Raw genomic sequence first — 23412 nt, 5'->3', positions numbered from 1 at the left:
GCATGTGTTGCCAATCCCATAGTCTCACACCTTATAGGTTTGGCTATCCTAAAGATTATGATCCCCTCCTGTAGCCGTCGAAAAGCCCTCCTTGTGGGCGTGACAACGTGTCTCTGTTGTACTTCTAGTGGGATTGCTGCGGCGATGCCCACGATTCCGGACAACCCTTCTCTCTTTTCCTCTGGGCCAGTTGCGGAGTCACCGCGCATTACTGTGACCGATGAGGCAGGAAATCCACTCCGCGGACCTGTCCATCGGGGTGATGTCATCGTTGTGCACGGCACTGGTTTTAGTCCGCAAGCTAACCGTGGAGGCTTCCCAATCCCCATACCGCCAGGCGTTCCTAACGGAGTATATGCCGTGTACAGCGCTTTTCCTGATGCGTGGAAGCCAAGCGAAGGCGCTCCCGGCAGCGCACGTAAGCACCCTCATAATCGGATGGCCTGGGTCATGCCTGACGGGACGCTTGATGCCATCCCGACTATTCCTTTTGATTTTCGTCGTTCTATCGCAAGGGAATCGCAACGGATGAACCCCGATGGGAGTTTCCATGCCCGTCTGGTTGTGGATCCTCCGGAGACTGTTCCTGGCAATAACTGGGGAGTGTATGTGTATGCTGCCGCGGGGTCCGTTAATCCGGCAGAGGAATTTTACGTTCCGATTCCCTATTCGCCGGAACCTGGGCCGAACACCCCGGCAGAACCTACCCCTGATCTGCGTTTTTCTGCCGAGATCCTGAAAAAACTCACGACCGCGGCGGGTGGGGGCCTAGCGCTTGCCGACGGCGCACTGCTTGCTGGGAACGACGTGGCTTTTAGCAAAAATGAGGCACAGAGTAGTGACGGCATTGTGCGTTTCCGTGGAGCCGTCACGGCAACCGCGAAATATAACGTGGTGGAGATAGCGGCGGCAAACCCATGGTTAGAGCCACGAGGTAACGGACGCTGGGCCCTCACTCTTGACGTCTCAACAGCCTCCAATGTGGGCAAAGACATCATGCAGCGCCGGGAAGTGGGGATTGTCCACGGTATTCATGGAGTGCAGGATGTCTTTGCTGGTCCGATTGCTATTGGAAAAATAGCGCTGAGCTAGATGAGTCGTTGCTGTCGGGCTGCGGTGATGGCTGCTGTGCGGTTATCTACGCCTAGTTTGGCGTAGATATGCACGAGATGCGTTTTTACCGTTGCTTCAGAGATAAAGAGTTTTGCTGCCAGCTGCCGGTTGGATAAGCCCTGCTCTAGGTTCTGAAGAATCTCGATTTCTCGGGTAGATAGGGCTTGTCGAGGTTTGCTCACGCGCTGCATAAGCGCGTTGGCTACTTCCGGTGCTAGCGTGCGCCGGCCTTCAAACGTTGCCACCACTGCGTCATGCAGGGCTGCCTCGGGTGCGTCTTTGAGGAGGTAACCCATGGCACCGGCCTCAACCGCCGCGAGAATGTCTGCTTCTGTGTCGTAGGTGGTCAAAATGAGCACCGGGGGGCCGCCAGCGGCGGCAAGCGCGCGGGTGAGACTAATGCCGTCGGTTCCCGGCATTTGAATGTCTGTGACAACGACGTCGATTCCCTCGGTGTCCACGTTGGCGCCATTCCTGGCTTCCGCGACAACGGAGATGTCTTCAAAACTGTCGAGTATTGTGCGTAATCCGGCTCGGACGACGGGGTGGTCGTCGATAAGCATGACGCGGATCATTGAGTCTCCCTACGGCTGGTGAGCGGGATACGGCACGCCAATGCGGTACCGTACTCATCTGATTCAATCACGAGAGTGCCGCCAACGGTGGATATGCGTTTTCTGAGTCCTCCGAGTCCAAATCCTCCCTCGGTTTGTTCTGCGGAGACGTTAAGGCGTGTGGCGTCGAATCCTAGGCCATTGTCTACAACGTCAATGCTGACCTCATCCTCCCATGTCCCAAGCGTGACCACTGCTTTACTGGCCTGGGCATGCTTGACAACGTTGTTGAGCCCCTCTTGTGCTACCCGCAGCGCAGTACGAGTAACCGGCTCGGGGAGACTCGTCTCCGCATCTCCGACGAGCTCAAGATGAACGTCAAGGGGGCATCCGAGTGCCGCCTGTTTTTCACGGATGCCGTCGATAACGCCTTGGAGGGCTGTGGACAGCGAATCGCCTAATGATGGGGCTGCGAGATCGCGAACAAATCGCCGTGCCTCAGCGAGGCTCTCCCCCGCTTGCTTCTCAATGACAGCGAGCTGCCGTTGAACATTTTCTAATTCTCCGCGCTCAAGGTGTCCATGTGCGGCTCGGGATAAAAGGACGATAGAGCTAAGACCTTGGGCCACAGTGTCGTGGATTTCTCGCGATAATCGTTCGCGCTCCTCAAGACGTCCCGACTGGTGCTCTGAGGCCGCAAGATCTCGTTGGGCGGCGAGTAATTCGGCGGCCACTTGTCGATAATGCATGGCATCTTGGTTTAAAACGTAGTAACCGTAATAGACCGCGACGCTAAAACAAGCGCCGATTACGGGGCCAAGCAGTTGCCCGAGTGTCCAGTCTTCTGGTCGGGCTAGCCAGGGAATAATGGTGGCAATCCCCAGCAGCGTTAGCACCCCTAGTACGCCACGGATCCCGGGTAGCAGGTTGAGTGCAATAAACACCAGCGGAAACATCAGCCATGTGAAGCTGCCCGACGTCCCCATCAAAAGTGCCCACATCAATGTGATCGTGAGCATCCACCAGCCGCTCAGGGGCATGGGATCTTTGATGTTATCGCCACGGGCAAAACGGTTTTCCCAGGCGGTTCCAAACATATAAAAGGCGCCCAGCCCTAGTGCTAGGGCGATGATCGATAGTTTCCACGGTGATTCGGACTCCGGGTTTAAGGGTGAATCGGATGATTCCAAAACCAAGCAGCGCGGCGAACATCAGGTGCAGGCTGACGCGGAGCAATGTAAGGATTTGAATCACGTGGGGTCTCATGCTCTTGAATCTAATGCGGGGCATCAACATTGACACCCCCGATGTCTCCCCTTGGGTGTTAAAAACCGGTTTGACGTGGTGATTTGCTCGGGTCTTTCGGGGAAGTTCATTGCCTTGTGGGAGTGTTTTGCACCATAGTGAACTTAGAACTTGCTAAACAAGATGTTTGGGTTTACCTTATGAAAATAAAACCCAATATCAACAAGGAAGCTACTTCCATGCGCCTTCCCTCCCGCAGAATCCTTGGCATTGCTGCCACTTGTTTTGTTGTCGCTGCGACTGGTGCGAGCCCCGCACTAGCGGGCCCAGACCAAAACAAGAAGCTCGTCTACGGGACGCACGTAGACTTATCGCCAGCAGCGAGCGTGAATGGGAACGATATTCAAAGCTTAGGCGTGGTGACCGGAACGGGCGCCAAAGAAATTCCTGCGCAGGCGACCGTCATGTGGGTTCCGATGAGCGGAAACTACTACTTCTATCCGACTGATGACACGCAGTTTCTTGGCACTAAAGATAAGGGCGTGTGGCAGGCTCCCCAAGACGTCGGTCCGAGCCAGCTCCCCATCTATTTCGGATACAACACAGATAGCTCGCTCAAGTCCCATACTGAGATGCTTAAAAACGGGAACTACTCCCTGGATCTACTCGGGGTAGAAGGACCTGGTGACGTGGAGGTATTCACAAAAACCGTCACGGGCGTTCGGAGGGTGTATTCAAGCACCGATACCTCTTTGCGATCCCTCATTCAGCCACGTCACTCGCACTTCCACACCACTTTTTCTAAGCCAGGTCGATACGTCTTTACCTATCAGGCAGTGGGATATAAGGAAGATGGAACCCCCATCCCGACTATGCCCATGAAAGTGGCATGGCAAGTGGGCGGACAAGATCCAAAGAGCGGAAAAATTCTGGACTTTGCCAAGAGCTATGAAGAGGCCAAGGAGAAAGGGCATGAGGAGCAAGAGGCGTCGATAACTTTTAAGCCTGAAGGGGTCTTTACCAACATCACGTTTGCCGGTAAAGGCAACGGGCGCCTTGTCCTGACCAACCAAGGACACTTCCTTGATGAGTTGGAAGTGAAAGACGGCAAAGCAACAACCAAAACGTATCTAGCCTCCGATAGCTCCACCTACCAGGCCATTTTTATCCCCAACGACTCGGATGATGCGGCCCCATGGCTCTCTAAAGAGATCAAGTACCAGACCGGCGGCGATGCTGTCACCGTCAGCGAAGAGTCTGAGTCCATAGTTGAGCCGGGTGAACCGGAGAACTTTACTTCTTCAGCCCCGGCCTCCCTGAGCAACGGTGGGATCACCCTCAAAGCTGAGCAGACTGATTCTTCCACCACAAAGCTGACCATTGAAGCCAAAGACAAAAATATGCGGGGCGACTTTGTTGTTGGTTTATATGGCAGCAAAGACAAAGCAAAAGGATACGCCGATTGCAGCGTTGAGGGTGCGTTTGATGCAGAAGGAAAATACGAAAAAGAAGTCGACCTTTCCGCATGTAAAGACGATAAATTCCTAAGACTGCGCGTTACCCCGCACCCGCTGGTGAACGCGGACCCCCTGGATGAGATCAAAGAAGTTGATCTCACAAAGGGTTCTGAACTGCAGTTTGAGTTGTCCGTCACCGAGGAAAAAGACAAGCTGCCAACCGTCGAAGAATTCAATGGCTACAAGCCCGGCGACGAAGACAAGAACCCCTACCCCAAAGACTCCTATCAGGATGAAGAGCACGAGGATCCTGAAACCGAAAAGCCAGGGGATGAGGACGAGGAAGAAGAGGATCTGGACAAGGGCGACTCTCCTTCCACTCCTCCCCCATCGCGCGGTGATTCGAACTCGGATACTGGCTTGATTAAGCGACCCGACTTTGGCTCGGAAGTCGTTGAGTTCTCTGAGGGACACATGGATATTCGCCTGTCAGACGACTCTGGAGACCCGTTTGTTGCGCTCAAGGCAGATAAACCCAGCCCCTCGGTTGTGCGCCCTATCCAAAAGACTGCTATTCGGGTCGGCGAAAATGCCAAGATGACGCGTACTCAGAAGCTCAAGGATACGGAGCTGGATTTCTTGGGGAAGATGGGAGAGGATTTCTATCTTCTGCCGCAGGTTGAGGCACCGCAAAAGCCGTGGCCGGGCTTTAGCACGGAAGACCTTGATTATAAGAAGCCAGACTATGCCAAAGGCGTTTCTTTCAAGCTGGTGAAGTCAGAGGTCCCTGAGGGTGGGCGTGCCGTGTTCTTTACGGGAGACATCGGTGGGTCTCCTATCCGCTACTTTGATACTGATGATTCCGAGCATCAGGAGATGAAGACTACTAAGCACATGCACCTGCATGGGTCTTGGTTGTTTAGCAAGCCGGGTACTTATCGTTTGTATCTTCAAGTGGTAGGTACAGGGAAGGATGGGAAGGAAAAGGTTCTGACTGAGGCGCAGCCGTTGACCTTCCTCGTGGGGAAAGACGCGAAGGCCCCCACTCTCTCTAAGGCACCGTCTAAGACGACTAGCCGCACTAGTGCGCCTAATGAGCCGGTAAAGCTTAAGAATCTTGCACGTAGCTTGACCAACTCTCCCAGTCGGTCTAACGCTGTGTATGCGTCCTCCAAGTCTGAGGCTCTGAAGCGCTCAGAGTCCAAGAATCCCGCAAAGAAATTCCTGGCGCAGACCGGTGCGGATGCCGAGTGGGTTGTGCCCATTGCCATGCTCGCGTTTGGTGTTGGTTTTGCCGTGCTGGGATGGGCGCGGTTGCGTCGAGAAGCCCACTAGCACCCTGCATTTCCATAGACAAAGCTCGAAAAAATCTTCTGAGGGGGCTGGAATGTCTATGGAAATGCAGGCAACTCATGGATCTGCGATCAACCACATGGTTGATTCGAGTTTCGCCTGAGCCACCGATGGAAAAGATCTCCGGAACGCCGAGAATTGATGGCGGAAAGGAGAAAAGATGTTTCTCGGTTTACGTGATATTCGTTCGGCGGGCGGTCGCTTCGCTTTGATTGCCTCTGTGGTGGGTTTGATCACCCTTTTGATTGTGATGCTCACTGGTCTGACGCAGGGGTTGGGGTCGCGAAACACTGCGGCGCTGGAATCCCTGGGTAAAGACGGTGCCAAGTTTGTTTTTACGGCGCCTACGGGTGAGGCTTCTTTTAGCTCGTCGGAGATTAGCCAGGAGATCCTGGATAAGTGGAAAGACGCAGCTGGCGCAGAGAACGTGACGCCACTAGGTGTGAATCAGACGCGAATTGAATCACAGGATAAAGCCGATTCGGCTGCAGTGATGGGCCTGCCCGTGGGGACCGCAGTGGAGGGAACATCCGCGACGATAGGTGAAGGCGCGTTTGTTCCTCAGTCCATCGCAGACAAGATTGGTGTCAAGGCGGGAGACACGCTCAATATCGGCGGCGTCGCTGTACCGGTGGATGGCGTGGTGGAAGATACGTATTACAGCCACTCCTCTGTTGTGTGGGTAAATTCCGAGGTCTGGAAGAAGGAAAGCCATAGCCCCGGAATTGCCACGGTGCTCCTTGTGCGCGGTGACGCCCAACCGCAGGACCTGAAGAATGAGAAGGTCACTGACCTCAAGGGAGCGTTTGCTGCCCTTGCTTCTTACAAGTCTGAGCAGTCATCACTGAAGAGCATGCAGGGATTCCTCTACGCAATTTCTGCTCTGGTTACTGTTTCCTTCCTTACCGTATGGACGCTGCAGCGCACCCGCGACATTGCAGTCTTGACTGCTCTGGGTGCATCCAAGGGCTACTTGCTTAAAGATGCGATCGGCCAGGCAGCGATCGTTCTTGCCATAGGCGTTACAGCTGGTGCAGCCGTTGGCGCGATTCTTGGGCTGATTGTTTCCCAGGCCGTACCGTTTGAGGTGTCTGTGTTGAGTGTTCTTGGCCCGGCAGTGGGGATTTGGTTGCTTGGGTTGGTGGGATCGTTTGTTGCGGTCCGAAATGTTACTAAGGTTGATCCGCATATCGCGCTAGGAGCTGCAGCATGATTCTCGTTCTTTCTCTTAAAAAAGCAAGCGTTGTATACCCAGATGGTTCGTCTACGGTTACCGCTTTGGATGCCGTTGACCTGGAGGTTCACTCTGGCGAATTGTTAGCGCTGGTCGGCGAGTCCGGTTCGGGTAAATCCACGTTGTTGTCTGTGGCTGGTGCGCTTCAAACTCCGACGTCGGGCACGGTGATGGTTGCGGGTCATGACATCCCAAATTTAGATGATGCAGGTCGTGCGAAGCTGCGGCGTGAGGAGATTGGTTTTGTTTTCCAGCAGGCTAATCTTTTGGGCTCGCTCAATGCCCGGGAGCAGCTTCTGGTAACGGATCACGTTCGCGGGATACGCGGCGCGGAGCTGAAAGCTCGTCGTGATCGTGCTGATGAGTTGCTGGCGCGTGTGGGGCTTGAGGGCAAGGAGACCCGCCGGATTGCGCAGCTTTCTGGTGGTCAGCGCCAGCGCGTGAACATTGCGCGTGCGCTTATGGGCAGCCCCTCGTTATTGCTTGCCGACGAACCCACCTCCGCGTTAGATCGCCGCATGAGTGTGGAGATCGTGTCGTTGCTTTCTGAGATCACTCAAGAGTTTGACGTTGCCACTGTGATGGTCACTCACGATCTGAGCCAGCTTTCCTATGCTGATACCGTCGTGGAGCTTATCGACGGCGCCCGTAAAGACTAAACACCTCAATATCACGTAAACACGCATAGAGCCCCACGAGTGGAAGTTCACTCGTGGGGTTTTGGCATATTTGTTCAATGCTTTACGGGATGCGGAACGTACATGGCGACCTAAGAGTGGGAAAACGACCTGCAAATATGAAATAATTGAGACTATTCACAGCATTTACTTACATTAGGGTGCTTCTGTTGTTATAGTGGCTATGTTGCATGGCTAACCTGCTACTTTCTGGGGTGGCATTTCTCAGTAAATTCATATCCTCATGGAAAGGGTGGCCTGTGTGGTGCTCGGGCGCTTGTTTGAAACTGCGTGCGGGGTTAGCTTCAAAGTATCGGCAGCGAGGGGCTGTCAGATCTAGATGGAAGATCAACGAAAGGAGTCGGCTATCGCGTATGAAAGTCCAGCAACAGGGAATTCCTGTTGGTAAATACGGGGTAGTTCCGAACTGCTCCTGGTAGATAATGTGAAAACTTTTCCCACAAGAGTGAGGGACTTGGTGGCCCGCTGTAACTAGCTCCATATCTGGAGCAGGGCGCCAAGACTGCCCCACTTGCTAAGGAAGACATAGAAGAAGGTCCATGCTCATGAGAAACATTAAGGTTAGCCAAGTATGTTGCTTGCCTGAATGGGGTTCTGATGGGTGGCGGGAATGTCAGTGCTCTACACCGGAACCGATGGGGTTTTCCGGTCCGCCGCCTTAGCAGATTAACACTTGCTCGGCTCTCGACGGGCTCCGGCTTGGCAGGCTAGGGTCTGTTGCTACATGGGAGACTAAGAAAGCCCACTACAGGAAACACGGACTGTAGTGGGCTTTTCTATTATGTGCGATGAGAAAAAACCGCCATAAAGCTCGGGCTTAGGAGAAGATTCCCTTGATCTTGAGGAGGATCTGCACGAACGTGAAGAGCGGCTTGAGGATCTGGAAAGCGCTGGACAGGCTTGGGAGGCTGGATGCGCTAGCGAGAATTTCGGGTGACATAAATAAATCCAATCGGTAGAAGTGACAAGAAGTACTTATAAAGTAACAAGGGATGGTTAAGGCTGCGAGAGAATGTGTCTAAGAATAAAAAATTTTCATCACCCTCACTGACATGGGGCTAGTGAGCAGGGAATATTCGGATGGGTCTAGAGGGGTCAGTGGGGTCAACTGGGTGTAGTGATGGGGGAATAAGCAGAAAAGTGCGCTGAGGTTCCCCGGAATGCGTGGGTGAAAGAGGCTCGGAGGCGTCGTTAAGCACTCAGTGATGGCTCTGATGGGGGAAGCGCTGCGAGGTGCTATTACACTGTTTTCCATGACTAATCCGAGCGAGAGCACTACTGGTCCTGCGTTCCGGTATACCGCGCAGTTAGCCGGGGATATTGAGCGTACGTGGCAGAAATTCTGGATCGACAATGGCACATTTAACGCGCCTAACCCTGTCGGCGATCTAGCCGTCGCGGGGCAGGAACTTCCAGAAGACAAACTCTTCGTTCAAGACATGTTCCCCTACCCTTCCGGCGCTGGTCTGCACGTAGGCCACCCCCTGGGATACATCGCTACGGATGTATATGCGCGGTTTAACCGAATGCTGGGCAAAAACGTTTTGCACACCTTGGGCTATGACGCCTTTGGCCTGCCGGCTGAGCAATACGCGATCCAAACAGGGACGCATCCTCGGACCACCACCATGGCCAACATTGAGAATATGCGGCGCCAGCTCGGGGCTTTAGGCCTAGGCCATGATGCGCGCCGTAGCGTGGCAACCACGGATCCGGAGTTTTACAAGTGGACGCAATGGATCTTCCTGAAGATTTTCAACGCCTGGTTTGACAAGGATCTCAACAAGGCCCGTCCGATCTCTGAGCTCATTCCGCTGCTTGAGTCTGGCCAGGTTGAAACACCTGTCGAGTTCGGCGCGCCGTATAACGAGCTGGATTCTGTGACTCAGCGCAAGGTCGTGGACGCTTTCCGTCTTGTGTATCGCTCCAACTCCACGGTGAACTGGTGCCCTGGTTTGGGTACGGTTCTGGCCAATGAGGAAGTCACCGCCGACGGTCGCTCGGAGCGCGGTAATTTCCCGGTGTTCCGCAAGAACCTTTCCCAGTGGATGATGCGGATTACTGCGTACTCTGACCGTTTGATCGATGATCTTGAGGTCCTCGATTGGCCTGAAAAGGTCAAGAGCATGCAGCGCAACTGGATCGGTCGTTCCCGCGGCGCAGAGGTTGACTTTGAGACGGCCGGCAAGACCATCACTGTGTTTACCACTCGCCCCGATACGCTGTTTGGCGTGTCCTACATGGTGCTCGCTCCGGAGCATGAGCTTGTCGACGCCCTCGTTGCCGCCGGTACCGGTTCCTATGAGGGGGTTGATGCCCGGTGGACCTTCGGCGAAGCTGACCCGGCCTCGGCTGTGGCTGCGTATCGCGCCTCTATCGCAGCAAAGAGGGATCTTGAGCGCCAGGAGAACAAGGAAAAGACCGGCGTTTTCTTGGGCGTATATGCCACTAACCCTGTAAACGGTGAACAGATCCCGGTATTTATCGGAGATTATGTTTTGACCGGTTATGGCACGGGCGCAATCATGTCCGTCCCAGCGCATGATGCGCGTGACTACGAGTTTGCCACCGAGTTTGGCTTGTCCATCCGTGAGGTTGTAGCAGGTGGTGACGTGAGCGTTGGGCCTTATGTAGAGCCTGGCACTGCGATTAATTCCGCCAATGACCGTGGCCTGGATATCAATGGTCTGGACAAAGCAGAGGCTATAGCTCGGGTTATCGAATGGCTGGAAGCACAGGGTGCTGGAGTGGAAAAGATCCAGTACAAGTTGCGGGATTGGCTCTTTGCCCGTCAGCGTTATTGGGGCGAGCCATTCCCCGTGGTCTATGACGAGGATGGCGTTGCTCATGCGCTACCCGAGTCCATGCTGCCGGTGGAGCTGCCTGAGGTTGAGGATTACAAACCTGTGTCCTTTGACCCAGACGATGCCGATTCTGAGCCGCAGCCACCGCTGGCTAAAGCCACGGAGTGGACCACCGTGGAACTCGACCTAGGCGATGGGCCGAAGACCTATACCTGCGACACAAACGTTATGCCGCAGTGGGCCGGTTCCTCTTGGTACCAGTTGCGCTATATCGACCCCACCAACAGCGAGCACTTCTGCAACATAGAGAATGAACGCTATTGGACTGGCCCGCGCGGAGAAAACGATCTCGGTGGCGTGGATCTTTACGTTGGCGGTGTGGAACACGCGGTGCTGCACTTGCTCTACTCGCGCTTCTGGCACAAGGTTCTCTTTGATCTTGGCTATGTCACTTCTGGCGAACCCTACCGCCGCCTGTTCAACCAGGGCTATATCCAGGCTTTTGCCTACACCGATAGCCGTGGAGTGTACGTTCCTGCCGCTGAGGTAGAAGAAAAGGATGGAAAATTCTTCTACAACGGCGAAGAAGTGAACCAGGAATACGGCAAGATGGGCAAATCCCTGAAGAACGCCGTGGCGCCGGATGAGATCTGCTCTGATTTCGGTGCAGACACCCTCCGCGTCTATGAGATGGCGATGGGTCCTTTGGATACCTCTCGTCCGTGGGCTACCAAGGACGTTATCGGTGCGCATCGCTTCTTGCAGCGGTTGTGGCGCTTGGTTGTCAACGAGGAGACCGGTGAGCTTTCGGTCACCGATGCCTCGCTCACAAATGATGATCTCAAGGCACTCAACCGCACCATTGCAGGTATTCGCGATGATTACCAAGGTCTGCGGATTAATACGGTAGTGGCTAAGGCTATTGAATACGTTAACTACCTGACCAAGACCTATTCCAAGGGCGCACCTCGGGAGGCTGTGGAGCCGCTGGCGATTATGGTTGCGCCTGTTGCGCCACACATCGCAGAAGAACTATGGAAGCGCCTCGGCCACGAGGAGACCATTACCTTTGAGCAGTTCCCTTCCTACGAGGAAAAATGGCTCAAAGACGATGAGGTAGAGCTCCCTGTACAGATCAACGGTAAGGTGCGCGCCCGCATTATGGTGCCTACCGACGCCACCCAGGATCAGATTGTAGAGATCGCGCTTGCGGAACCTACTGTGCAAAGCCACCTTGAGGGTAAAAACCTGTTCAAGCAGATCGTTGTGCCGGGACGTATGGTTAACCTCGTGATCAAGTAGCACGTATATGCAACTGGCCGGGCTCTGTGAAGGAGCCCGGCCTTGTTCTTTGGCTACCTAGGGTTCGATTACCGAGTCCGGGAGAGGAACCTCATGGAGATCGAATTGGTGATTAAGAGAAGTACTCCCACGCCGACATAGGAAAAAAAAAGAATGCCCACCCCTTCTTGAGTGGATACTCCGAAAGAGACACCTAGTGAAAAGGCAGTGGCAAATCCGGCAGCGGTGCAGATGGAGAAACTTAGTGGGCTATAGGGCGTTCGCACGGTGCGGCTAAGAAACAGTGCATTCACAACTATGAGCGTCATGCCACATCCCATAACCTGCCATGCAGCAAAATCTACAGGTGCACCATAGGTGAAGACCCTGCTTATCGGAGTGCTGGGACTCCAGGACAGCCATAGTGCAGCAGTGAGGAAGCCTATGAAAAATCCGATGAAAAAGATCGATTTCACATTCGATTGATGGCGCCGTGATTCCAGCGTGGAAATACGTGATAGGGCTATCGCAGTGGGAAGCAAGACGAGAATGAAGGTCGACCATAGGAATTGATCAAAGAAGAATTCTGGTTTGGTCACCATCTATGCTCCTCAAAGTCATTGCAGCGTGTCGTAGTGACTGTGACTAGGCGGTCCATTAGGCAAGGCTCCTAAAATTTCCACCCCTCTAGTATCCCATGTAATGGGGGGCGAGAAGGGTATTTCTCAGCTGAACAATGACGGCAGATGTGCAACGGGTCAACTGGGTATATGTTCCGAGTAGCTTGTCCGACGGGTATGACTCGAGAAGAATCCTGATGTTTTTCTAATGTGACGGTAAATTTTATATTTGAGCTACTTTTGCGAGTTATGTGGGGTGTAACTGCTGTCACTTATAAGGGGTGGTGACTGGCTCGTAAATAAGGGGTTTACGTCGATGCGTGGGGGATGATTTCGCAGCTTAAGGCTAATTTTTTTGAATTTCAAAAGCTGGCAGACCTGCTATTTTCATGTGGTGCAGGGGTGTTGTGGGGGTACTTTTTTGACTGTGCCACGCTGTTTTGGTTTTAGATACAAAACCGCATAGGTAATAATTGTCCGGTATTTAATTCTAAAACCGGAGGATTCCCTCATGTCTCAACTTACGTCTCAGGCCACGAGGCACTTCAGCTGGAAGCGGCTGTGCGCCGTGGTGTTCCTGCTCCTCCCCGTGGTTGCTTCAGTTGTTTATATGTGGGCCATGTGGGATCCCACTAAAAATCTGCGTTCAGTAGACCTTGCTGTGGTCAACGAGGATGCTGGTGCGACTCGCAACGGTGAATTTGAGCGCTACGGCGACAAGGTGGTCAAGGGGCTGTTGGCTCGCGACTATCTGGCCTTCCGTGAAGTCGATGCCAACGAGGCTAAGAAGGGGCTAGACAGCGGTAAATACCTGTTCACGGTGACCATCCCGGAGTCTTTCTCCGCGAACGTCAACACTTTGCTGGCGGAAAAGCCCACCAACCCAGAGATCACGATCTCCTATAACGACTTCAACGGCACCAATGGTTCGGTGCTTACCGGTGGACTTGTGCCTAAGATTCAGCAAGCTGTGTCTGCCTCAATCTCGGAGTCTTATGCCAAGAAGCTCCTCAACGGTGTGAATAACCTCGGTGGCGGCTTGACCCGTGCCGCTGATGGATCTGCAAAGCTTGATGAGGGTGCCGGCAAACTGCAGGCGGGTTTGGCTAAGGGCATGTCTGGCGCGCAGCAACTTAACGGTGGCGCTCATCAGCTTTCCGACGGCACCTCCCAACTCGTAAACGGTAGCTCCCAGCTTGCTGCTGGTGCTGGTCGCCTAGCACAGGGCACTGCTCGCCTGGGTGATGGCGCACAGCAGATTGACGCGGGCGTCGGCAAGCTTACGGATACCCTCATCCCCGTGCTGACCACCGCGCAGAACGCGGCACCACAATTGCAACAGGCGGCAGACGCACTCCGTGCAATCGGAGCTGTGGAGCAAGCCAACAAGGTGCAGGAATTGGCCACCAAGTTTGACGCCAACAATCCTGATAACCAGGTCGCTCAGCTGCACAAGCTGAAAAATGGCACCGCTACCCTAGCGACTATGCTCAGCGACCCTAACTCTGAGTACTACGGCGGCGTTCTCAAGCTCAAAGACGGTATCGAACGGCTCAACACCGGCGCTGTCAAACTCAACGAGGGTGCAGGCAAGCTTGCCGACGGAACCACCAAGCTTGCCGACGGAACCCAGCAACTTCACGACGGCTCCATGAAGCTGAAGGACGGAACCTCGCAGCTGGCCGGCAAACTCGGAGAGGGTGCTTCCACCGCACCAAGCGCCAAGAACGTGGAAGCATCCGCAAAGCAGGTTTCCGTGCCAATCGTTTATAAAGAGAACAACTCCAACCCGGTGCAAACTGTGGTGGACTCCCATGACCCCACGGTCAAGTCTCTCTCCGGTGGCGCCTCGATGCTGATCGTTATGGTCTTCGGCTTCCTGCTTATGGCTATGGCTGCGATCCTTATCCCCCACGTCTTTGGCACTGATCGTCGTTCCGCTTTTGTTGGCCCGACGCTGAAGTCTTTCGCTGGTCTTGCTGGAATCGAAGTGATCACCCTTGCCGTGCTCGCTACGGGAGCATCTCTGGTGGGTTGGAAGCCGGCTTCTGTTGCGGGTATCGCTCTAGGCTTCTTGCTCACTGCCACCGCAGCTGCCGCAACAAACCAGATGCTGCGGGCTCTGCTCGGTCGCTTTACCGGCGGCATAGCCATTCTCGCGGCCTTTGCCTTTGGAATGTTCTCCTTCGGTGGCGTGTGGCCGTTGGCTACGGTCCCATCGTTCTTCCAGGTGTTCCACCCGATCACCCCGATGACCTATGCACGTAACGCCTTTGTTCAGGCATCGCAGGGAGAACTCAATGGTTCCTATGTAGTAGCCATCCTGGTTCTTCTCGCCTTCACCCTCATTCCGCTAGCCATTACCCTTGTGGTTAGGGCTGCTCGTGTGAAGAAGCTGCGCGAGGAACACGGCAACGACACCTCCGCTGAGGCCCCAGAACCCGCACTGGTCTAATGTAGGCGGGACTTGAACAAGCTGGCAGGGCAGAAGCTCTGCCAGCTTTTTGTATTCAGAGAGCTAGAAACGTTTGCATGAGGTATCGGTCGAGGTCAAAGCTGTAAAGGTATAGCGCCAAGGTTGTAGCAAGGAAACGGACAGTCTATTGTCAGACTCCCTGCCTAGGGTGGCCGGCATGGTTTTGCAACGAATGGGTTCTGTGAAGGCGGCGTCGGCGACGCTTGTGGCGGCGCTGGCTGTGGTATTTGCGCTGACGTTGATGAAAAGAACCTATTCGTTCGGCGGTTTCTGGAGCACCGAGGCACACAGGAATCGTTCCATTGACCTCCAGCTTTTCGACGCCTGGAGCAACCCCACGCTGTGGTACGCGCCCTGGTTAGATGCCGTGGAAACGTGGCGCTTTTTATCCCCTTTGGTTTCCTCCTGGTCACCATCATTGCTGAGCGCTGGCGGATACCCATAGTTTTTTCTACGCTGCTCGGGTTCTTTGTGAGCGTGGGAATAGAGACCGCCCAATACGTCTACGCTATCGGATACACAGACGTAGATGATGTTGTATGCAACACGGTCGGCGCCTTTTTGGGTGCCTGCTTTGCCCGAGTCCTAGGACACCGCGGACGCGGTTTCGTGGTCACACTTTTCTTGGTGGATGCTCTGTGCATCCTTGCAGAGATGGTGCTCTCCGTCGTCTTCTAACTGCTGTGTTGGTGAAGTAAAGCAGCCGTTGCCTGCGGAATAAAATCAGCGATTTTTGCCGCCCACGTGGGGGCTGGGCCATAGTCTGTTTGTGCAGACAACCACGCGGCCATGGCGTGGATGGAAACGCAAAGGGGAACAACATCCATGCCGGAACGGGCGACCCAGGCGCCTATGAGACCAGTGAGTACGTCGCCACTACCGGGAGTTGCAGCCCAGGAGTGTCCGGCATTGATGCACACCACGGAATCGGCTGATCCGATAATCGTGACCCGACCTTTCAAAAGCACCTGGCACCCTAATGCCTGCGCTAGATCCTGGACTGCACCTATCCGATCCTCATGAACATCTCGGATGCCGGTATACCGTGCGGCTAACCGAACGAACTCGCCCTCGTGAGGCGTGATCAAAGTGTTCCACCCATGCGCGCTACGACGAGTCAGCACGTTACGCAGCTCGGACTCTTGCGCTAATTGGGTGATGCCATCGGCATCGATGATCAGTGGTTCTGGTCGCTGGAGCAGGTCGGACAGCCAATCCGTGTCGCCCGCGCCGGGGCCATAGGCCCAGGCTTGGACGCGGTCGGCGTCGATAAGCATTTCCGTAGCCACTACCTCGGGACGCGCACGAACCACATCCCGTGCGCACGAACCGACGAAGCGCACCATCGACGGCGTGGCGTGCACTGCCGCCGTAGCGGTGAGAACAGCCGCGCCGGGGTACGTTTCCGAGCCCGCAATAACACCAACTACTCCCCCGCTGTATTTATTGTGCTCAGCCGCCGGCTCCAGGGGCTCTGTGATGCGTAGCGGCTCAGGGCGAAGAAAACGATCTGGCCAAGAGAAGCGATTCCGTTGGAGTGTCTGGAAGAACTCGGCCGCGGGGTTCTGTGTAGAAAGAGCCTGCGCGAGTGACTGACCAGCGTCTATATCGGTGACAAGGACCTCACCGCAACGTGGGGAGACAGCATGTGCAATGCGGGCGGCCCCAAAAGTGATGGTTACATCTGCGGTCACGCAGGCGGAGTTGGGGCCGGTTGACCCGGTATCAGAATCTACGCCGGAAGGGACGTCGACGGCGAGTATCGCAGGTCCCTGTGTCACTGCTTCCCGCCAGATGCTCCATGCTTTGTCTCGCAATCCAGCGGTTCCTCCCAGCCCGATGATCGCGTCGATCACCAGGTCTGCATCCGGGAGTGGCGCCAGCACGCCGCCTGCTTGATCAAAGGCCACAAGCGCTGGTGCCTGGGCCGAGGAAGATGTCAAGACTGCGTGGACCGTGTGGCCAAGCTGTGCAAGTAGCGCGCCGGCATAAAGTCCATCGCCACCATTACCGCCGCTACCCGCTACGACCAGTACTTTTGCTGGTGTATGTGGAAGCATGCACAGGGCTGCCTCGGCGACCGCCTGCGCTGCTTGCCGCATCAGCGCATCAGGTTCGGCGGCTTGGATAAGGGGATTCTCGGCTGCACGAATGTCTGCGACGGAGTAAGCATGCATGTTCCATAGGATAGCCCGCGTGCTGTAGGGTCTGCGGCGATTTCGGCACCACTATTGGCGGGTTATGGCTGAGGCTGGCAGGTGGGGCACCAGAAGAGGTTTCGTCCCTCCATCACTTGTCCGCTGATCGGCGTGCCGCATATATAACAGGGCTGACCCAATCGGCGATACACGTACACTTCCCCGCCATGGTCATCTTTACGGGGTGCCCGGCCCATGGCTTGAGGCGTGTGTTCAGGCCGGACGGTGTCGATACGCCCTACTCGTACGCCTTCCTGCATGAGATAAACCAAGTCTTCCCAGATGGCGTCAAGATTTTCCACTTCGCGGCCGGGCAAGAAGGGGCTTATCCCCAGCCGAAAGAGCGATTCCGCACGGTAGATATTCCCCACCCCAGCAAAAAGATGCTGGTCCATGAGCAATGATCCAATTGATTTCCGTGAACGAGCGACACGCTGCCGCACGACGCTGAGGTCCGAGTCTGGACGCAGCGGGTCTGCGCCAAGCTTGCCGACGGCTACCTCCATCTCTTCTGCCGTAATGAGGCGGCACCACTGCGGTCCCCGTAGATTTGCCGCTACCCCGTCGTTCTCTATCCGCAGCCGGATCTGACCCTTGAGCTCGTCAATTGGGTCAAAATGCAGGCTGCCGATAAGGCCTAAATGAATGTGCACAATGTGCTCTGGCGTGGGAGCCTCGAATTCGAGGAAAAGATGTTTACCCCATGCATGGGCCTCATGGAGTGGTGTGGCATGGATAAGCGCAGCTTCTGCGGCGAATCTCCCCTGAGGGGAGGTGACACGTGGCGCTTTTCCTTGGAAATGCTTATTGAGCTCGCGAGCGAGCCGGTGGATGACATGGCCTTCTGGCATACCATCTATCATAGATAAATACGGAAACCCTAACAAACCTTGCTTATTAAAAAGTAGAGTGTATTATAGGGATCATGAAGAATTTCACTGTTCCAGGAATCAATGAAGCAGACGCCAAGCAGCTTATCGATCACCTGCAGGAGCGGCTCACCGACTATAACGATCTTCATCTCATTTCTCAAGCACGCCTATTGGAATGTCCACGGTCAAAACTTCATCGCAGTCCACGAGATGATCGACCCCCAGGTCGACATCGTGCGCGGTTACGCCGATGAAGTAGCAGAACGAATCGCCACCCTTGGTGGCTCCCCCATCGGTACACCAGCCGGCCACGTGGAAAACCGCACGCCACTGGAGTACACGGTCAACAGCGCAAGCACCCACGACCACCTCATGGAACTGAACAAGGTATACACCAAGGTTCTAGAAGGAGTTCGCGAATCCATGGCTAGCGCCGGCGACCTCGACTCGGTTACCGAAGACATGTATATCGGGCAAGCGGCTGAACTAGAGAAGTTCCAATGGTTCGTGCGCGAGCACATTGTCGACGACAACGGGAACTTGTAAAGAGTTGTTCTCAAGGGGTGTTTCCCAACGCAGAATGGTTGGGAAACACCCCATTTTTATCTCTTTGAACTAGTGCTGTGCAGCCACTTATTTTTTACTGTGGCTGCACAGCTTATCTCCGGAGGTTAGGAGCTAAGGCTATCGGGCTAGAAAAGTCTGGAAGAGGAATCCGACTAAGGCACCGACTAGGCCGAGGCCGCCAAGGACACTAAGGACAATTTTCCAGATTGGTGTGGCTGGTTGATGAGTGTCGGAGTTATCTGGGTTTTCTTTTAGTAGATCTTCCCGATTATCCGTATCTTTAACTGAAGGAACGAATTTCGGATTGTAAACTTTCCTCAGCGAATAAGTCTCGTTGCCTTCGCCTGCAGAGGCATCATAAGACGGCACATAGAAGGTGCCCTCATCGAGTTGAAGAATTGGGCCATGAATATGCTCGTAGGTTTTATTTCCATCAGGGATTGCAACAGGATCAATATCTTTAATTGGCTTGAATGTTTGGGAATCGCGCCATTCGAGTTTGCCAGTACTGCCATTTAAGGAAATGACCTGTCCTTCTTTGTTTACAAAGAGATTGCCCCATCCGGCGATGTCTTCAGTCTGAACAGGTTCAAACGATGAGAGGTTTCCAGAACTGTATTCAAAACTTTGAGCATATGAAAGTTTTGAATACGAATTATTATTTGCTCTTACAATAGTCGAGCCATTGCTATGTGCTGCTGACCTTGCAAGACTCACAAAAGAAGTACCAGATTCTTTTAGCAGTTTAGCGGTAACTCCATAGGTCTTATGTGGGTCAATTGAAACCATAAGACCGTATACTTTACTTCCATCTTTTTTGCCTTCTCCGTCTGCATTCAAGATAAAAGTTCCGTCATCCATGGGTAATAGTTCGAAAGGCTCATTAAGGTTGCTAGGAGAACCGTATAAATAACTCTCTGAATAGTCTTCGAAGTTCTCTTGTTTGAGCAGATCTGAACTACTGGGTAGAGGCTGGGTCGTAAATTTTCCTTGCTCTATGATTCCTAGTTGGGATGGGGTGACTATAGCGACTGTTTTTGTTTGTGGATGATACCCAAGAGCTGTGATCCCCTGTTCAAAAGTGTGAACTTTTTCAGGATTTCCAAAGCCACTTTTCTGATCAACATGAACTTTAAATAAAGTTGTTTTATCGTCGGTATATATTTTTTTGTTTCGCGTAGTTTCTTCTTTTTTACCTACGTAATAGAAGTCTCCATTCTCTGGATCGAATGTTGTTGCCCCGTACTCGTTAATCTTGATATCTGTGAAATGTTTTTGATTCAAATCACGGTCCAATAGAGCGATTCCCGATCCTTGATGCTGGGTAAATCTGTACCCGGACGTCGCAAGAACTATATTGCCATTGAAGTTGAATATACTTCTGTGAAGCTCGTAGGGCACTTTGTTGTTGAAGCTGTTGCTTGCTACGCGGAACTTAGCATTATCAAAAGTTGGCCGTTTAATTTCCGGATGTTGAGTGGTGTTAAAAGTAAAAGAGAGTGGCGCTAATCCGCTTCCCACGCTGTAGAACTCGGAAAACATTTTGTTGCCAGCTTGGGTCAAAGTAGAGGGGATATTGCTCCAAGAAGCAGTATCATCTGTGTGTTTAAAATCTGCACCGGCGGTATAAAGTTCTGCGATAGGGACATCACCGTTGTTAGTATAGGTTTCCGATTTTTTATATTGCTTGGAAGTCACTTTTCCATAGATGAAAGAACCTTCTTTTTCTATTACAATGCGTGGATTTTCCAGTTTTAGATCTAATTCACAAGTGTCTGTTCCATTACAATACTTTTTATACTGGATGCCACCCTTGAACTGGGCTTCAAAGCGTTCGGTGGTAGGGTTGTAGCTTGTTTTTTCTAGTTCAAAAGTAAACTCGTTTTTGTTCGCGTTTTCTTTAGCTCCACCAAAAACCGACGTAGGACCACCGGTGTAATTATTGAAAGAGGTTCGGATTCCCCACGTGAGGGATCCTGTGTTGGAAATGCCTTCTGCGAGCTCTGCGACCGGGGTCTTTGATTCTTTCTCTGCCGGATTGTTATTCCTGGTTCCGGTGGGAACGTCGGTAGGCGTCGCAGCTTTGTTTTCTTTGTTATTAGAATCTGCATCGCTGTCTTTTTCGTCCGTTGTGGACGTTCCCTCTGGGGTTTCAGATACTGCAGTGTCTGCGGTCGGCGTGTTTGTGGCGCTGGGTGCGCTCGGGGCAGGTAGAGGGCTGTTGGAGGCACTTTCTTCTGCGGTCGCATGTAGTCCGGTTACGGGCAGTAGTGCGGCGAGGGTGGTCGTCGCGATGAGCGAACGATAGAAATATTTGTTCTTCACGGGTTATCTTTCCGACAGATGAGGGAAAACTTGCTATGTCGGGGTCTAAATATAACCAAATAGGTAAGGGATGCCTAACCTTTCTTTTTGTGGGGGTAAGGTTTGTCTTACTTAGGTGCTACTTAGTTGTTGCTGCGACTAATGGTTGATCCCCCAAACAATTCCTTTGATACAGGCAAAACGATGCTCGCAAGCAAGAAAAAAGCCCGCGGGAAGCGGGCTGAAGAACGTTGGGGAAAGACTCACTTATGCCTGAGTGCGCTCCATGGGCTCGGTTGAAGCGATGATCTTCACCCGATTTTTGCGGCCGCGCAAGAACTCAATGAGCACTGGGATGACTGAAACAAAGATCACGGCGAGGAGCAGGGTTTCAATGTTGTTGCGCACAAAAGAAATACCGCCGAGTAGATAGCCAAGGACGGGAACTCCCATGCCCCAGACGATGGCACCAGCTAGGTTGATCAAGGAGAACTTTTTGTAGTTCATCTTGTTCATGCCTGCGAGTACTGGGACAAGGGTTCGCACGATGGGGATGAATCGACCCAGGAATACGGCAGCGGATCCACGGCGCACAAAGAATTCTTCGGCGGAATGTAGCCGCTCTATTCCGATCTTTCGGCCTGCCCAGCTATTCATAACGGCTGGGCCGACTTTCTTCCCCACAAAGTAGCCGACTTCGTTGCCCACGAATGCGGCGATGCCTACGGTGAGGCACACTACCCATAGGGGAGCGAGAGGTTTGTCGCCGTTGGCGAGCATTCCGGCTGCAAATAAGAGTGAGTCGCCGGGAAGGAAGAATCCCAGCAGGATGCCGGTTTCAGCGAAGACGATCAGTGCTAGACCAATCAGGCCAACGCTGGTAAGAAGCCCCTGAGTATCTTGGAGCATATGTAAAAATTCGGTCACGACGAGCCTCTCGGTGACTAAAGAAAGATAGTTGAGATTGCTGAGATGTCATCAAAACAATCAGTCTTGGAAACTTTAGACCTCTTTGTCGGGTAAAGCTATGGGAATACCCTGTGGAATAATCGTGAAAATCGAACCTCTTGGCTGGTAGCTACGGCCCTATGGTGGTTTGTATGACGCATCGCGCCTTATGAAACACCATTTTCGCTTTTTCTCCTTCTGCTCTACAGAGTACGATGACCTTTGTGTCCCAAAGCAAAATCCTCCTATATTACAAGTTCACTCCCATCGTTGACCCCAAGGCATTGATGCTATGGCAGCGCGATATGTGTGAGCTGCTTGGTCTTAAAGGCCGCATTCTCATTTCTGAGCATGGAATCAATGGAACCGTTGGCGGTGACATGGAAGCCTGCAAGCGATATATCAGGAAGTTCCGTGAATATCCTGGTTTCCGTGGAACAGAATTCAAGTGGTCTGATGGCGAGGCAGAAGATTTTCCCAAGCTCAGCGTGAAAGTTCGCGATGAGATCGTGGCGTTTGGCGTGCCAGGTGAACTCAAGGTGGACAAACGCGGCGTGATCGGCGGCGGCGTTCACTTGAAGCCGGAGGAAGTTAACAAACTCGTTGAAGAGCGTGGCGACGACGTCGTCTTCTTCGATGGCCGTAATGCGATGGAAGCGCAGATCGGTAAGTTTAAAAATGCCGTTGTGCCAGATGTAAACACCACCCACGATTTTATTCGTGAGCTGGAAAGCGGTAAGTACGATTGGATGAAAGATAAGCCGGTCGTCTCATACTGCACTGGCGGCATCCGCTGTGAGATCCTCTCCTCGCTTATGAAGAACCGCGGGTTCAAAGAGGTGTATCAAATCGATGGCGGCATCGTGCGTTATGGCGAAAAATACGGCAATGAGGGCCTGTGGGAAGGCTCCCTGTATGTCTTTGATAAACGCATGCACATGGAGTTTGGCAATGGCGTACAAGACCCAGGATTTATTCAGCTAGGGCACTGCGTTCAGTGCGGTAAAGCCACCAATAAGTTTGAGCACTGCATCAATGAAGATGAGTGCCGTGACCTAGTACTGATGTGCCCGGAATGCTATGAGAATCCTGCTACCAGGAACTGCGGCCGGGACCACTGTGTGGAGGTCGCGCGGGAAGCCACCCTCGCCCAAGCATGAGGGCCTTGGGGCGTTAGCATTGTTGCCTAATGCCCCACGATGGTCATCTGGAATACAGTGACCATCCACAGCATCATCCAGGGCACAAGCACCCAAAATGTGCCCATCCACGGGCGCCACCGGGTGTATGTGATGTACTTGCGCCACAGGATGATGCCGCAGCTGAGAGTGCTGGCAAGGGGGATAAGGCTGGTCAGCAGTGGCCACCAGATTTCCGCAGAACGGCTGCAGATCCAGGTGGCGTGGCCGGAATCGCAGAGTGGGCCGCCGAGTGTGCGGGAGACAATCGCCAGAATGAATGCGACGATCCCCGTGACAATCGGAGTGCCAATCGCCCAGGCCACGGCTTGTCGTGTAGAATGCCGGTTGAGTGTTGCTTGGTGGAGCGGGTCGGGGGCGTCGGCAAGCTCATCAAAGGTTGTGGGATCCGGGCGGTGCCGATTGACATAGTCTGCGTCGGACTGGAGGTCGTTTTCTGGGTGTTCGAGGTGCTTGGCCATAAAGAACTCTCTTGTCCTTCCGGCACTA

General features: G+C 53.5%; 15 protein-coding genes and 3 pseudogenes. 9 read left to right on the top strand and 9 right to left on the bottom strand.

Features of this window, described 5'->3' with window-relative positions:
• Positions 1 to 57 precede the first annotated feature (57 nt).
• Positions 58 to 1092 carry an HtaA protein gene (locus tag ET810_RS04320; protein WP_225870221.1) on the top strand — a complete coding sequence of 345 codons (1035 nt, stop codon included), beginning with the start codon at positions 58 to 60 and terminating at the stop codon, positions 1090 to 1092.
• On the opposite strand, the gene ET810_RS04315 is transcribed toward ET810_RS04320, so the two are convergent.
• Complete coding sequence (locus tag ET810_RS04315) at positions 1089 to 1688, bottom strand: response regulator (protein WP_087454754.1); 600 nt, start codon at positions 1686 to 1688, stop codon at positions 1089 to 1091. The genes ET810_RS04320 and ET810_RS04315 overlap by 4 nt on opposite strands.
• Positions 1685 to 2933: pseudogene (locus ET810_RS04310) on the bottom strand (sensor histidine kinase). Before ET810_RS04310 ends, ET810_RS04315 begins: the two are co-directional and overlap by 4 nt.
• 218 nt (positions 2934 to 3151) lie before the next feature.
• On the opposite strand from ET810_RS04310, the gene ET810_RS04305 reads away from it, so the two are divergent.
• From ET810_RS04305 to ET810_RS04295, 3 genes are all read left to right on the top strand, one after another.
• Entirely contained in the window at positions 3152 to 5704 is a 2553-nt protein-coding gene (locus ET810_RS04305) for a choice-of-anchor M domain-containing protein (RefSeq protein WP_134316123.1), read from the top strand.
• A 178-nt stretch (positions 5705 to 5882) separates the two neighbouring features.
• Positions 5883 to 6935: an ABC transporter permease gene (locus tag ET810_RS04300; RefSeq protein ID WP_087454753.1), complete on the top strand. Its 1053-nt coding sequence runs from the start codon at positions 5883 to 5885 to the stop codon at positions 6933 to 6935.
• Positions 6932 to 7615 carry an ABC transporter ATP-binding protein gene (locus ET810_RS04295; protein WP_134316124.1) on the top strand — a complete coding sequence of 228 codons (684 nt, stop codon included), beginning with the start codon at positions 6932 to 6934 and terminating at the stop codon, positions 7613 to 7615. Before ET810_RS04300 ends, ET810_RS04295 begins: the two co-directional genes overlap by 4 nt.
• A gap of 856 nt (positions 7616 to 8471) precedes the next feature.
• Here ET810_RS04295 and ET810_RS12970 read toward each other — a convergent pair.
• Positions 8472 to 8594 (bottom strand): hypothetical protein, encoded by a 123-nt coding sequence (locus tag ET810_RS12970; RefSeq protein ID WP_263970150.1) that lies wholly within the window; start codon positions 8592 to 8594, stop codon positions 8472 to 8474.
• Positions 8595 to 8907: 313 nt separating this feature from the next.
• Between ET810_RS12970 and leuS the strand changes: the two genes are divergently transcribed.
• Entirely contained in the window at positions 8908 to 11760 is a 2853-nt protein-coding gene (gene leuS / locus ET810_RS04290; protein WP_134316125.1) for a leucine--tRNA ligase, read from the top strand.
• A gap of 68 nt (positions 11761 to 11828) precedes the next feature.
• On the opposite strand, the gene ET810_RS04285 is transcribed toward leuS, so the two are convergent.
• Complete coding sequence (locus ET810_RS04285; protein ID WP_134317665.1) at positions 11829 to 12341, bottom strand: hypothetical protein; 513 nt, start codon at positions 12339 to 12341, stop codon at positions 11829 to 11831.
• 529 nt (positions 12342 to 12870) lie between these two features.
• Between ET810_RS04285 and ET810_RS04280 the strand changes: the two genes are divergently transcribed.
• A complete protein-coding gene (locus ET810_RS04280) occupies positions 12871 to 14814 on the top strand; it encodes a YhgE/Pip family protein (RefSeq protein ID WP_134316126.1) in 1944 nt (647 codons plus the stop codon).
• A 178-nt stretch (positions 14815 to 14992) separates the two neighbouring features.
• Positions 14993 to 15513 (top strand): annotated as a pseudogene (locus tag ET810_RS13125) (VanZ family protein).
• Here the strand turns inward: ET810_RS13125 and ET810_RS04270 are convergent.
• Entirely contained in the window at positions 15510 to 17012 is a 1503-nt protein-coding gene (locus ET810_RS04270; RefSeq protein WP_087454749.1) for a bifunctional ADP-dependent NAD(P)H-hydrate dehydratase/NAD(P)H-hydrate epimerase, read from the bottom strand. The pseudogene ET810_RS13125 and the gene ET810_RS04270 overlap by 4 nt on opposite strands.
• Positions 17013 to 17074: 62 nt before the next feature.
• Positions 17075 to 17896 carry an Fpg/Nei family DNA glycosylase gene (locus ET810_RS04265; protein WP_134316127.1) on the bottom strand — a complete coding sequence of 274 codons (822 nt, stop codon included), beginning with the start codon at positions 17894 to 17896 and terminating at the stop codon, positions 17075 to 17077.
• Between the two features lie 62 nt (positions 17897 to 17958).
• On the opposite strand from ET810_RS04265, the pseudogene dps reads away from it, so the two are divergent.
• Positions 17959 to 18451 (top strand): annotated as a pseudogene (dps, locus tag ET810_RS04260) (DNA starvation/stationary phase protection protein Dps).
• A 138-nt stretch (positions 18452 to 18589) separates the two neighbouring features.
• Here dps and ET810_RS04255 read toward each other — a convergent pair.
• Positions 18590 to 20797 carry an HtaA domain-containing protein gene (locus tag ET810_RS04255; protein WP_087454748.1) on the bottom strand — a complete coding sequence of 736 codons (2208 nt, stop codon included), beginning with the start codon at positions 20795 to 20797 and terminating at the stop codon, positions 18590 to 18592.
• A gap of 246 nt (positions 20798 to 21043) precedes the next feature.
• Positions 21044 to 21703, bottom strand: a complete 660-nt coding sequence (locus tag ET810_RS04250) for a DedA family protein (RefSeq protein WP_134316128.1) — start codon at positions 21701 to 21703, stop codon at positions 21044 to 21046.
• Positions 21704 to 21948: 245 nt separating this feature from the next.
• On the opposite strand from ET810_RS04250, the gene trhO reads away from it, so the two are divergent.
• Positions 21949 to 22884, top strand: coding sequence for an oxygen-dependent tRNA uridine(34) hydroxylase TrhO (gene trhO, locus ET810_RS04245; protein ID WP_087454954.1), 936 nt, complete (start codon positions 21949 to 21951; stop codon positions 22882 to 22884).
• A 26-nt stretch (positions 22885 to 22910) separates the two neighbouring features.
• Here trhO and ET810_RS04240 read toward each other — a convergent pair whose 3' ends face one another.
• The gene (locus ET810_RS04240) at positions 22911 to 23384 is read right to left on the bottom strand and encodes a hypothetical protein (protein WP_087454746.1); all 474 of its coding nucleotides are present in this window, start codon (positions 23382 to 23384) and stop codon (positions 22911 to 22913) included.
• Positions 23385 to 23412: the final 28 nt, after the last annotated feature.

This window comes from Corynebacterium silvaticum (genome assembly GCF_004382825.2).
Lineage (GTDB): Bacteria > Actinomycetota > Actinomycetes > Mycobacteriales > Mycobacteriaceae > Corynebacterium > Corynebacterium silvaticum.
Note: the sequence above shows the minus strand (reverse complement) of the source record. Positions and strands in the feature narration are given on the sequence as shown.

Bases quoted from the DNA above. Each gene is read 5' to 3' on its own strand.
- ET810_RS04315 (WP_087454754.1), bottom strand. From the start codon at position 1,688: ATGATCCGCGTCATGCTTATCGACGACCACCCCGTCGTCCGAGCCGGA.
- ET810_RS04320 (WP_225870221.1), top strand. From the start codon at position 58: ATGATCCCCTCCTGTAGCCGTCGAAAAGCCCTCCTTGTGGGCGTGACA.
- ET810_RS04295 (WP_134316124.1), top strand. From the start codon at position 6,932: ATGATTCTCGTTCTTTCTCTTAAAAAAGCAAGCGTTGTATACCCAGAT.
- ET810_RS04240 (WP_087454746.1), bottom strand. From the start codon at position 23,384: ATGGCCAAGCACCTCGAACACCCAGAAAACGACCTCCAGTCCGACGCA.
- ET810_RS04300 (WP_087454753.1), top strand. From the start codon at position 5,883: ATGTTTCTCGGTTTACGTGATATTCGTTCGGCGGGCGGTCGCTTCGCT.
- ET810_RS12970 (WP_263970150.1), bottom strand. From the start codon at position 8,594: ATGTCACCCGAAATTCTCGCTAGCGCATCCAGCCTCCCAAGCCTGTCC.
- ET810_RS04285 (WP_134317665.1), bottom strand. From the start codon at position 12,341: ATGGTGACCAAACCAGAATTCTTCTTTGATCAATTCCTATGGTCGACC.
- ET810_RS04280 (WP_134316126.1), top strand. From the start codon at position 12,871: ATGTCTCAACTTACGTCTCAGGCCACGAGGCACTTCAGCTGGAAGCGG.
- ET810_RS04270 (WP_087454749.1), bottom strand. From the start codon at position 17,012: ATGCATGCTTACTCCGTCGCAGACATTCGTGCAGCCGAGAATCCCCTT.
- ET810_RS04305 (WP_134316123.1), top strand. From the start codon at position 3,152: ATGCGCCTTCCCTCCCGCAGAATCCTTGGCATTGCTGCCACTTGTTTT.
- ET810_RS04265 (WP_134316127.1), bottom strand. From the start codon at position 17,896: ATGATAGATGGTATGCCAGAAGGCCATGTCATCCACCGGCTCGCTCGC.
- leuS (WP_134316125.1), top strand. From the start codon at position 8,908: ATGACTAATCCGAGCGAGAGCACTACTGGTCCTGCGTTCCGGTATACC.